Genomic DNA, 12,091 nt, shown 5'->3' on the forward strand with positions numbered 1-12,091 from the left:
AGAAAAGCTTGTAAGACTAAATTCCACACAAGAGATTGCAAGATTAAATTCCATACCTTGTATAAAAGGGGTGGAATTTAAAAATTCAATTTAGGGCATAAAAATTATTGAAAAAAATTATTGTAAAATACTTGACATTAATGGGAAAAGGATAGTATAATAGCAAAGCAGGTCGGAGTTATACGACTTGAAAGCCCAGGGATCTTAGCTCAGCTGGGAGAGCATCTGCCTTACAAGCAGAGGGTCACAGGTTCGAGCCCTGTAGGTCCCATCGTCATAGAAATATGACATTTTTAATTTCATAAGGCGGAATAGCTCAGTTGGCTAGAGCACACGGTTCATACCCGTGGTGTCATGGGTTCAAATCCCTTTTCCGCTACTATTTGTACCACCCATCAGGGTGGTTTTTTTAATTCATCAGGGTGGAGTGTTAAAAGCCCATTTTTCTATAATGAGGACGTGATGCAAAACATGTTGATTCGCAGCGCGCTCTCGCTTAGATGAAGACGTAGTGGTACGTAAGGCCGCAAAGTACGCGGCCTAAGTACCAACGTCTTCATAAAGCTGCTCATCAAGTCATGTTTTGCATCACTGTTTGATAGATGGCGAATGTGTAAATTGACGAAGCTGAACGTTATAAGAGGGCTGTTACTATGAAAACCTCTCTTTGTTGTTGAAAAGACGCAGAAAGTCTCCCTATCGATCCTACTTTTTACTTTTTCTGGATTTAGATAGCAGTAGCAGGCTACCAACCCAAAGTATTTAATCTCTTTAACAAGTGATTTATTGACACGCTAATCGATATAGGAAATTAGAATGTTCCGAGCAGGATGTGATATGTAGGGTGATATGCAGTTGCGAACCCTGTCGCCGTGGGCTTTAACTGATTTTTAAATTATGCTATAATAGACAGGAAAGTTGTTTGGAAACCGGATTAAAAAATATGCAGGAGGTAAGCCGTACCTGGTACGGGAAGTCTGCTGCGGGAAAGATAGAGGGAAAAAATATGAGAGTCGGAATGGGTTATGATGTTCATAAGCTGGTCAGTGACAGGAAACTGATTTTAGGAGGAGTGGACATCCCTTATGAGAAGGGGCTTCTGGGTCATTCGGATGCGGATGTCGTTGTACATGCAATCATGGATGCGCTTCTTGGGGCTGCGGCCTTAGGCGATATAGGAAAACATTTTCCGGATACGGATCCACAGTATAAAGGGATTTCCAGCATCAGCCTTCTTGAACAGGTGGGAAAACTGCTGGAAGAGGAGCTCTACGTGATAGAGAACATTGACGCAACAATCATTGCGCAGCGGCCGAAGCTTCGTCCATATATGGAGGAGATGGTCGGAAATGTTGCGAAGGCCCTGAATCTCTCCGTGAAGCAGGTAAACATCAAGGCAACTACAGAAGAAGGCCTTGGCTTTACAGGCTCGGGAGATGGCATTGCGGCTCAGGCCATATGTTCGCTGGTGCCAGTGAACAATTATGTCTACGACACCATTATGGCAGAAGGGGAATCGGGCGGCTGCAGCGGCTGCAGCGGATGCGGCAAAGACCGGCAGTAACTAAAAAACCTTAAGAAAGGAGCCTGAAGATGGATGTCAGATACCTTGGGAAAGAAGAACGGATACGGACAAGGAGCATGTGGGAAGAGGTGTTTTCGGGCGACAGCAGTGCCTTTGTCGACTACTACTATACCCATAAGGCTTCACAGAATGAAATTCTGGTAATTGAGGAGGATTCGGAAATCCATGCGATGCTCCAGCTGAACCCCTATGATATTTTCACGGGAGGGCAGACGTGGCGTACCAGGTACATTGTCGGCGTTGCCACAGACCCTGGGTTCAGGCACAGGGGGTATATGAGAATCCTGCTCCACAGGATGCTAAAGGACATGTATGGAAACGGGGAGGCGTTTACCTTCCTGATGCCGGCAGCAGAAGCCATATACAGGCCATTTGATTTCCGGTTTGTCTATGATCAGGGGCAGTGCCGGATCGGGATGGAAAAAATCAGTCCGGCGATTGAAATGCTGAAAAAGCGCCTGCATGGACTGCCGGCAGCAAAAGCTGTGGAAGCCATGGACTGTCGACTGTTCGAAGAAAAGGACAGCGACCTTCTTGCTGAGTTCTCGAACCGCATACTGGAGGGGCGTTACGGAGTTTTTGCCCGCAGGGATGCACTTTATTACAGGACGCTCCTTGCAGAAGCAGCGAGTGAGAACGGCGGCATACTTCTGTTCATGACGGACAAAAAGCTGTCAGGGTACTGCGTTTACGCCCTGGGAGAGGCTGTCGAGGTAAGGGAGCCGGTTTGCGAAAAAGGACAGGAAGCAGAGTTTGCAGCTGCGATGCTGGAACAGCTGAAAATTTATGACAGGGAGCTACATTTCATCGGTATTGAGGACATTTTTTTCGAAGAGATGCTCTCTGAAAACGGCGGAATGGTGGATGCGGAGAAAAAGCCCATGATCATGGCCCGGATAGTAGATTTGAAACATTTTGCATCCTGCCTCAGGACTGATGGACCGGTGGCAGTCAAAATCAGGGTGACGGATGGAATCATCCGGGAAAACGACAGGACTTTTTGGTTTCGTTCTGATGGAGATGGAAAACTCCTGCTGGAAGAGACTTCCGAAAGCGGGGATTTCGAGGCAGGCATCGGTGTGCTCACTGCGTTTCTGTTCGGATATATTTCCGCTGAAGAGTTTGTTGCAGAGACAGAAGCATGCAGAAGCGGACTCCAGTCCTGCGAAACTCCGGAGGCAGACAAAATTCTGAGGGAGCTTGCAAACATAAAGGTACCCGGAAAGCTGTTTTTAAATGAAATCGTATAGGCGGAATAGTTTATTTTCCCTATAAGTGCTGTAGGTTATTGACAAATGTCTGTTTTTTTCATAGACTATACTATATATGAAAAGCGATGAATAGAGAGAGTAATCCACGAAGGATATCAGAGACAGACTGCCACCGGCTGAAAGCAGTCTTTATTTCGGAAGGGATGAAGTGCATCTAGGAGCTGATCGGACGAGTGCGATTTTGCAGTAGCCCGGTACGTTTTACACATGTTACGTGTATCGAGTGAAGGGTAGGTACTATCCTTTAGCAGAGTGGAACCGCGGATAACTTCGTCTCTAGCATTAGAGGCGGAGTTTTTTTATCTCATAGAGGTAGAGTGTCAAAAGCCCCTTTACAAAATAGTATTCGTCAATTTGCACAGGTTTTCGAATGAGGACGTGATGCAAAACATGTTGACTCGCAGCGCGCTCTCGCTTAGATGAAGACGTAGTGGTACGTAAGGCCGCAAAATACGCGGCCCAAGTACCAACGTCTTCATAAAGCTGCTCATCAATTCATGTTTTGTATCACTGTGCTACAGCTGGTGACTGTGCAAATTGACGAAGCCGAACGTTACAAGAGGGCTTTTGACATGCTAATCCTATAAGATAAAAAAGCGTTGTTATTATAGAGAACATATTCCGGGAGGATTTACAATTGGGACTGATAAGATATGTGAAAGAAGAAATAGATGTTATTAAGGAAAGGGATCCAGCCATAAAGACCCCGCTGGAGGTTTTTCTGTATCCGAGTTTTAAAGCGATACTGATGTACCGGGTATCCCATTACCTTTTCAAAAGGGAACATTACTTCCTTGCAAGATGGATTTCCCAGAGGACTGTGCGAAAGACGGGAATCGAAATCCATCCGGGAGCTGAAATCGGAAAAGGGCTTTTTATCGATCATGGATGCGGCGTCGTAATCGGCGAGACAGCAATCATCGGTGATAATGTAACGCTCTATCAGGGGGTTACCCTTGGAGGAACGGGCAAGGAGCACGGAAAGCGCCATCCGACCCTGTGCGACAACGTTATGGTAAGTGCCGGGGCTAAGATATTGGGATCCTTTACAATCGGTGAAAACTCAAAAATCGGAGCAGGTTCTGTAGTGCTTGAGGAGGTTCCGCCAAACTGTACGGTAGTCGGTGTTCCGGGCAGAATCGTGAAGCAGGATAATGTGAAGATGCCGAGGATCGACATGGATCAGATCCATTTTCCGGATCCAATGCTTGGCGACATCATGAAGCTCAGGGAAGGCAATCTGGAGTTCTGCCGCAGGATTGAAGAGATGGAGAAGATTATCGCAAGACTGAAGACAGAGGCCAGCGAAGGAAAAGGCAGACCATGTGCAGACGAGAGAAAAGCCATGCAGGAAAAAGGAATAGAATTATAGCGTGATACCAGGGTCAAAAGGTCATGTGTTTCATGCTTACATGAAAAAACATGACTTTGGGACCTGCAAAACTATCATAAATTTGAAGAAAGAAGGACAGACAGATGAAGATATATAATACACTGACAAAATCGAAAGATGAATTCGTACCTGTTGAACCGGGAAAAGTAAGGATGTATGTGTGCGGACCGACCGTATACAACTACATCCATATCGGAAATGCAAGACCTATGATCGTATTCGATACCGTAAGGCGTTACATGGAATACAAAGGCTATGACGTGAACTATGTGAGCAATTTCACAGACGTAGACGACAAGATCATAAACAAGGCAATTGAAGAAGGTGTTCCGGCAAGCGAAATATCAGAAAAGTTCATTGCTGAATGCAAAAAGGACATGGAGGGCATGAATGTCAAGCCGGCCACAAAACATCCTTTGGCAACTGAGGAAATCGGCGGGATGCTTGAAATGATCAGCACGCTCATCGAAAAGGGATATGCATACGAAGTGAACGGAACTGTATATTTCAGGACCAGGAAATTCGACGGATATGGAAAATTATCCAAGAAGAATCTGGATGATCTGGAAGCCGGAATCCGTATTGCAGTAAGCGATGAAAAGGAAGATCCGATGGATTTCGTTCTCTGGAAGCCTAAGAAAGAAGGAGAACCTTTCTGGGAATCCCCATGGAGCGACGGTCGCCCGGGATGGCATATCGAATGCTCCGTCATGTCTAAAAAATATTTAGGCGATGAAATCGACATCCATGCAGGCGGCGAGGATCTCGTATTCCCGCACCATGAAAATGAAATCGCACAGAGCGAGGCTGCCAATGGAAAGCAGTTTTCAAAATACTGGATGCACAATGCATTCCTGAATATCGACAACAGGAAGATGTCAAAATCTCTCGGAAACTTCTTTACAGTGAGGGAGATCAGTGAACAATATGACCTCCAGGTGCTGCGTTTCTTCATGCTGAGCGCACACTACAGAAGCCCGCTGAATTTCAGCGCAGACCTTATGGAGGCTTCAAAAACAGGGCTTGATAGAATCATAACAGCAGCTGAGAACCTCAAGTACCTTATGGGGACTGTGACTGCTGAAACAATGAGCCCGTCAGAAGAAGCGCTTTTCAAAGGAACAGAAGAATTCGTCAATAAATACGAAACTGCAATGGAAGACGATTTCAACACCGCGGATGCTATTTCAGCAGTTTTCGAGCTCGTGAAGTACATCAACACAAATGTGTCGGCGGAGAATTCGAAAGAATACCTGCAGGCAATGCTTGATAAGCTCGTCAGCCTTACAGATATTCTCGGAATCATCGTTGAAAAAGAAGAAGAGATTTTGGATGCAGACATCGAAAGCCTTATCGGAGAAAGACAGGCGGCAAGAAAAGCAAAGAACTTCCAGAGAGCTGATGAAATCAGGGATCTTCTGCTTGAAAAGGGCATCGTTATAGAAGATACGAGGGAAGGCATAAAATGGAAAAGGATTTAGTGAACGACGGACTGCCGGAGAATTTTGACCTGCCGGAGAACTTTGACCTGACGGGATATTTTGCTGAGCAGTTCAAAGTTGGGAAAATCGACCCAAGAATATATTCCCCTCTCGCCCTTGCATACATCGGAGACGGAGTTTATGACCTGATTATCAGAACTATAGTGGTAGGCCGTGGAAACTGCCAGGCCAACAAGCTTCACAAAAGGACCAGCAAGTTTGTAAAGGCATCAGCCCAGTCATCGATGATCGGAGTACTGAAGCCCTTCCTGACCGAAGAGGAGAAAGTAGTGTACAAAAGGGGCAGGAATGCAAAGTCGGTATCCATGGCAAAAAATGCGACCATGTCCGATTACCGCAGAGCCACCGGATTCGAAGCGCTGATCGGCTACATCTACCTGAAAAAGGATTTTAAAAGGCTTTTCGATCTTGTAAAAATAGGGATTGAGGGAATCGAAGAGAACGAAGAATTTAATATATAATAATGTAGTGGGTAAAAGGTATTTTACCCACAGATACCTACGGAAGATTTCCACCAGAGTGCGCCAGATGCGCAGATAGGAGTTAAAATGAGATACGAAGAATTTACAATAGAGGGCAGAAACGCAGTTCTCGAAGCATTCAGGGCAGGAAAGACAGTAGACAAGCTTTTCGTACTTGACGGATGTCAGGACGGTCCTGTGAAATCCATCACAAGAGAAGCAAGGAAGCAGGACACGATCATCAATTATGTGTCAAAGGAACGCCTGGACAACATGTCAGAAACAGGAAAACACCAGGGAGTCATCGCATATGCTGCGGCTTATGAATACGCAGAAGTGGAGGACATCCTCAAAATAGCAGAGGAAAAAGGTGAACAGCCATTTATATTCCTTCTGGACAACATCGAAGATCCCCATAACCTTGGCGCAATAATCCGTACTGCAAACCTTGCAGGAGCACACGGAGTCATCATTCCCAAGCGAAGGGCAGCAGGGCTTACAGCTACCGTAGTGAAGACATCGGCAGGCGCCCTGAACTATACGCCTGTTGCAAAGGTTACGAATTTAGGAGCGACCATCGATGAGCTGAAAGAAAAGGGCCTCTGGTTCGTCTGCGCCGACATGGGTGGGGAAGTCATGTACAACCTTGACCTGAAAGGGCCGATCGGTCTTGTAATCGGCAGTGAGGGCGAAGGTGTGGGAAGGCTTGTAAAGGAAAAATGCGACTTCATCGCATCTATACCAATGAAGGGCGACATCGACTCTCTGAACGCTTCCGTTGCAGCGGGCGTGCTTGCCTATGAGATAGTCAGACAGCGTATGGGCCGATAATCTACCGACAGGGAAGTGTAATAAGTGAAGAAAGATAAGTACGAATCTTTAACGGATGAAGCTCTTATAAGACTGCACCGGGAAGGCAGCCTGGATGTAATGGATTTCATCATGGAAAAATATAAGAACCTGGTGAGAAAGAAAGCAAGGGCCATGTACCTGATCGGAGGAGATAACGACGATCTCATCCAGGAGGGTATGATCGGCCTTTTCAAGGCAGTCAGAGACTACAACGAGGAAAAGGAAGCCTCTTTCTTCAGTTTTGCAGAACTCTGCATCTCCAGACAGATCTATAGCGCTATTGAGGCATCGCAGCGGAAGAAGCATATTCCTTTAAACAACTACATTTCCCTGTATGCCCAGACCTCTGGAGACGGCGAAGAAGGCGCGCCGCTCCTGGATGCGCTCCATTCCATAAGGGACAGGAATCCCGAGGAGCTGGTCATCGACCAGGAGAGGGTCACCATTATAGAGGAGGGGCTTGAAAAAAGCCTCAGCAAGTTCGAGAAAAAAGTATTCGATCTGCATCTGGCAGGCATTAGCTACCTGCAGATTGCGGAGATACTCGGCAAGCCCCCAAAGTCTGTTGACAATGCCATACAGAGGATTAAGAACAAGCTGAACAGCCTGATTGCCAACAAGGAATAAAAAATGCAAATGTAAAAAGTTTTTCTATTGACATATATATGAAATTGTTGTAAACTATAACAAGTCACGAGATGACAAGTTATTGCTGCTATAGCTCAGGCGGTAGAGCGCAACATTGGTAGTGTTGAGGTCACGGGTCCGACTCCCGTTAGCAGCTTATTGAAAAACCCAGGAAACATCAGGGTTACAGAGATTTTACAAAAAGAAAAACCACCTTTACGGGTGGTCTTTTTTTGCGTTTGGGGTTTGTTTGGGAAATAGATGTTCCGCTGCCGCGCTTTCTACGACCCTACGTACCACTATATCTCCCATAACTCTCCATTTGTCCGAAAATGCAGGATTCCCGGAACAGATACTGTTAGTAATGACAAAAAATGTCCATATAAGAACAGGATATTACGAGAATTTAGGGGAAGCTTGTCGTATAATTAGCATATAAAAATAAAAAATCCTGTAAAAGCAAACTTATAAAAACGGAGGTAACAGAAAGATGGCAGAAAGCAGATTAATAGGCGGTTATCCGGTAATCGGAATCAGACCTACAATTGACGGAAGAAGAGGATACCTGAAAGTAAGGGAATCACTTGAAGAGCAGACGATGAACATGGCAAAAGCGGCGGCGGAGCTGTTCACATCAAATCTCAGATATTCAAACGGAGAGCCAGTGAAGGTTGTCATTGCGGATACGACAATCGGACGCGTTGCAGAAGCTGCGGCATGTGAAGAGAAATTCAAAAAAGAAGGAGTTGAAATCACCCTTACTGTAACTCCATGCTGGTGCTACGGTTCAGAAACGATGGATATGAACCAGCATACAATCAAAGGCGTATGGGGCTTCAATGGCACAGAGAGGCCGGGAGCAGTTTATCTTGCAGCAGTACTTGCAGGACATGCCCAGAAGGGACTTCCCGCATTCGGTATCTATGGCCATGACGTTCAGAATAGCGATGATACCTCTATTCCGGATGATGTCAGAGAAAAGCTGCTTAGATTTGGCCGTGCATCTGTTGCAGCAGCTACCATGAGAGGAAAATCATACCTTCAGATCGGCTCGATCTGTATGGGAATCGCAGGTTCAATCGTGGATCCGAATTTCTTCGAGGATTATCTTGGAATGAGGGTAGAATCAGTTGACGAAGTAGAGATTATAAGAAGAATGACAGAAAATGTCTACGATGAAGCTGAATTCCAAAAGGCTCTTGCATGGACAAAAGAAAAATGCAAGGAAGGCTTTGATAAAAATCCTGCAGATGCCCAGAAATCGAAGGAAGAGAAAGAAGCTGACTGGGAATTCGTTGTCAAGATGATGTGCATCATCAAAGACCTGATGAATGGAAACAAGAACCTTCCGGAAGGCTGTGAAGAAGAACGTGTCGGACACAATGCAATTGCTGCTGGTTTCCAGGGACAGAGACAGTGGACTGACTTCTACCCGAATGCCGATTTCCCTGAATCCATGCTCTGCTCTTCCTTTGACTGGGAAGGTGCAAGGGAACCATACATTCTTGCTACAGAGAACGATGCACTGAATGGTATCGGAATGCTGTTCGGAAAACTGCTGACGAACACAGCACAGATCTTTGCTGATGTCAGGACATACTGGAGTCCGGAAGCTGTAGAAAAAGCAACAGGCGGATACAAGCTTGAAGGAAAAGCTGCTGAGGCAGGCGGATTTATCCATCTGATCAACTCGGGAGCAGCCTGCATTGATGCATGCGGAGCGGTTAAGGATGCAGACGGAAACGGAGTCATCAAACCATTCTGGGAAATGACGGATGCAGATATGGATGCATGCCTGGAAGCGACTACCTGGAATGCAGCAGACCAGGGATACTTCAGGGGAGGCGGATATTCATCAAGATTCCTCACAAAGGCTGAAATGCCATGTACTATGGTCAGACTGAATCTTGTAAAAGGTCTTGGACCTATGCTCCAGATTGCAGAAGGATATACAGTAGAGCTGCCGGATGAGGTTTCCGATACGCTTTGGAAGAGAACTGACTACACCTGGCCATGTACCTGGTTCGCACCAAGGACAACAGGAGAGGGAGCCTTCAAGACTGCTTATGATGTAATGAACAACTGGGGAGCAAATCATGGAGCGATCAGCTACGGACATATTGGAGCTGACCTGATTACCCTCTGCTCGATGTTGAGAATTCCGGTAGCTATGCACAATGTTCCGGAAGAGAAAATCTTCAGACCAGCTGCATGGAATGCATATGGAATGGATAAAGAAGGCCAGGATTACCGCGCATGCGCGACATACGGCCCGACGTTCAAGAAGTAGGTGACGGCATGAAAGAAAACACAGGTGTTTTGGCGATTGATTTTGGTGCATCAAGCGGCAGGGTCATGTATGGAACTTATGACGGAGAGCAGATTCACCTGCAGGAAGTGCATCGATTTACGAACGATCCTGTCATTGTCGGAGATACGATGTACTGGGACGTATTAAGGCTTTTTCATGAGATCAAGCAGGGGCTTGTAAAAGCAAAAAAGACAGGTGCCTATTCCAGCATCGGGATAGACACCTGGGGAGTGGATTTTGGACTGATTGATGAGAGAGGATATCTTCTTGAAAATCCGGTCCACTACCGCGATAACCGTACAAAGGGAATGCTTGAGTACGGCTTCAGCAAAATTCCGGAAGAGGAAATGTATCAGATCACTGGCAACCAGTTTATGGAAATCAATACGGTGTTTCAGCTTCTGGCTTTGAAAAGCCAGAGGCCTGAGCTACTGGAAAGAGCAAAAGAACTGCTGCTGATGCCGGATCTGTTCAATTATCTCCTGACTGGCGAGACCGCGGCAGAATATTCCATCGCTTCGACGACCCAGCTCCTTGATGCAGGCAGAAAACAGTGGTCGGGAAGGGTTCTGGAAGCACTGGACCTTCCGAAAGAGATACTTCCGGAAGTGGTACCAAGCAAGACAAAAATCGGGAAAGTCAGGGAATCAATCTGTGAAGAATTGGGAATCGAGCCGGCAGACGTGATAGCGGTAGCAGGACATGATACCCAGAGCGCCATGGTAGCGGTTCCGGCCCAGGAAAAAGACTTTCTGTTTTTAAGCTGCGGAACCTGGTCCCTGATTGGAACGGAACTTGACGAACCATTGATTAATGAACAGTCGAAAAAGTGCAATATTACAAATGAAGGAGGATTTGAAGGCAGAATTTCATTCCTCAAAAATATCATCGGCCTCTGGATGATTCAGGAAAGCAGGAGACAGTGGATCAGGGAGGGAACCGAATACGGTTTCGGCGAACTTGAGAAAATGGCGTTAGAGGCGGAGCCTTTGAAATGCTTTATCGATCCCGATGATCCGGTGTTCCTTCCGGCAGGAAATATTCCAAAGCGCATCAGGGAATACTGCAGGGAAAAAGGGCAGCATATTCCGACGACGGCAGGAGAAATCGTAAGGTGCATCAATGAAAGCCTTGCTTTCAAATACAGGATGGCAAAAGAAGAAATCGAAAGCTGTGTCGGAAAAACATTCGACAGGCTGTATCTGATCGGAGGCGGAGTACAGAGTGCCTTGCTCTGCCAGCTGACAGCCAATGCCTGCAATTGCGAAGTGGTTGCGGGTCCGGTTGAAGCTACCGTGCTCGGCAATGTCATACTGCAGCTGATAGAAAGCGGAGCTGTAAAAGATCTTGCGGAGGCGCGAAGGCTGGTAATGGCATCAGAGGATATCAAGCGCTTCCAGCCTGTGGACAGCAGCGTATGGGAAGAAAAGTATCAGGAATTTAAGGAACTGCTTAATGAGCACGTTATTCAGAACGTATAATTACAGGATAGCAGACATCGTCTGGCAGGAAGATAATAGCAGCAAAATTGATGTTGCAGGAGGAAAAGATCATGCTGAAGGGAATACCGGCTATTTTATCACCGGAATTATTAAAAGTATTGTGTGAAATGGGACACAGCGACAGGCTTGTGATCTCAGACGGAAATTTTCCGGCCGAATCAATGGGAAAGGATGCAATCGTGATCAGGTGCGACGGCCATGGGGTTCCGGAAATTCTGGATGCAATTCTCCAGGTATTTCCGTTGGACACTTATGTGGACCATCCGGTCAACCTGATGGAGGTTATGCCGGGAGATACGGTCGAAACGCCGATCTGGGATACCTATAAGGATATCATCAAAAAGAATGACAGCCGTGGAGCGGCAGCAGTTGGAAACATCGAAAGGTTTGCATTTTATGATGAAGCAAGAACTGCATACGCCATTGTTGCAACTGGTGAAAAGGCGCTTTATGCGAATATTATGCTTCAGAAAGGCGTCATCTGACAGGTTGCCATAAAATAACAAACAGGCATATTGATCCGGGTTATGAAAGCCACCCAGATCAATATGCCTGTTTGTGCCCCCACCGTTGCTGTATGTGCGTCA

At 46.3% G+C, this 12,091-nt stretch carries 10 protein-coding genes, 3 tRNA genes and 1 other annotated feature; all 13 genes read left to right on the plus strand.

What is annotated here, in order from left to right; all coding sequences use genetic code 11:
* Positions 1-198 precede the first annotated feature (198 nt).
* The 13 genes from BJR36_RS08360 (at position 199) to BJR36_RS08420 (ending at position 11,989) form a co-directional block, all read left to right on the plus strand.
* Positions 199-271: transfer RNA gene (locus tag BJR36_RS08360), tRNA-Val, on the plus strand.
* Positions 272-305: 34 nt separating this feature from the next.
* Positions 306-379 (plus strand) — tRNA-Met (locus tag BJR36_RS08365).
* 627 nt (positions 380-1,006) lie between these two features.
* Complete coding sequence (ispF, locus tag BJR36_RS08370; RefSeq protein WP_091232967.1) at positions 1,007-1,564, plus strand: 2-C-methyl-D-erythritol 2,4-cyclodiphosphate synthase; 558 nt, start codon at positions 1,007-1,009, stop codon at positions 1,562-1,564.
* A 29-nt stretch (positions 1,565-1,593) separates the two neighbouring features.
* On the plus strand, positions 1,594-2,835 hold the full coding sequence (locus tag BJR36_RS08375) for a GNAT family N-acetyltransferase (protein WP_091232705.1): 1,242 nt from the start codon (positions 1,594-1,596) through the stop codon (positions 2,833-2,835).
* A gap of 77 nt (positions 2,836-2,912) precedes the next feature.
* Positions 2,913-3,137 (plus strand) — a binding site (T-box leader).
* 356 nt (positions 3,138-3,493) lie between these two features.
* Positions 3,494-4,228, plus strand: a complete 735-nt coding sequence (gene epsC / locus BJR36_RS08380; protein ID WP_091232708.1) for a serine O-acetyltransferase EpsC — start codon at positions 3,494-3,496, stop codon at positions 4,226-4,228.
* A 104-nt stretch (positions 4,229-4,332) separates the two neighbouring features.
* A complete protein-coding gene (gene cysS, locus BJR36_RS08385; protein WP_091232711.1) occupies positions 4,333-5,730 on the plus strand; it encodes a cysteine--tRNA ligase in 1,398 nt (465 codons plus the stop codon).
* Positions 5,715-6,212 carry a Mini-ribonuclease 3 gene (locus tag BJR36_RS08390; protein ID WP_091232713.1) on the plus strand — a complete coding sequence of 166 codons (498 nt, stop codon included), beginning with the start codon at positions 5,715-5,717 and terminating at the stop codon, positions 6,210-6,212. The genes cysS and BJR36_RS08390 overlap by 16 nt, the downstream gene beginning before the upstream one ends.
* Before the next feature lie 87 nt (positions 6,213-6,299).
* On the plus strand, positions 6,300-7,043 hold the full coding sequence (gene rlmB / locus BJR36_RS08395; RefSeq protein WP_091232716.1) for a 23S rRNA (guanosine(2251)-2'-O)-methyltransferase RlmB: 744 nt from the start codon (positions 6,300-6,302) through the stop codon (positions 7,041-7,043).
* A gap of 24 nt (positions 7,044-7,067) precedes the next feature.
* Entirely contained in the window at positions 7,068-7,691 is a 624-nt protein-coding gene (gene sigH, locus BJR36_RS08400; RefSeq protein ID WP_091232719.1) for an RNA polymerase sporulation sigma factor SigH, read from the plus strand.
* Between the two features lie 84 nt (positions 7,692-7,775).
* Positions 7,776-7,848, plus strand: a tRNA-Thr gene (locus BJR36_RS08405).
* A 333-nt stretch (positions 7,849-8,181) separates the two neighbouring features.
* Positions 8,182-9,981, plus strand: coding sequence for an L-fucose isomerase (locus tag BJR36_RS08410; RefSeq protein ID WP_091232720.1), 1,800 nt, complete (start codon positions 8,182-8,184; stop codon positions 9,979-9,981).
* Positions 9,982-9,989: 8 nt separating this feature from the next.
* Positions 9,990-11,483, plus strand: coding sequence for a rhamnulokinase (locus BJR36_RS08415; protein ID WP_091232723.1), 1,494 nt, complete (start codon positions 9,990-9,992; stop codon positions 11,481-11,483).
* Between the two features lie 71 nt (positions 11,484-11,554).
* Complete coding sequence (locus tag BJR36_RS08420; protein ID WP_091232725.1) at positions 11,555-11,989, plus strand: RbsD/FucU family protein; 435 nt, start codon at positions 11,555-11,557, stop codon at positions 11,987-11,989.
* The last annotated feature ends 102 nt before the right edge of the window (positions 11,990-12,091 follow it).

The sequence above is a fragment of the Anaerobium acetethylicum genome (genome assembly GCF_900096945.1).
Taxonomy (GTDB): Bacteria; Bacillota; Clostridia; order Lachnospirales; family Lachnospiraceae; genus Anaerobium; species Anaerobium acetethylicum.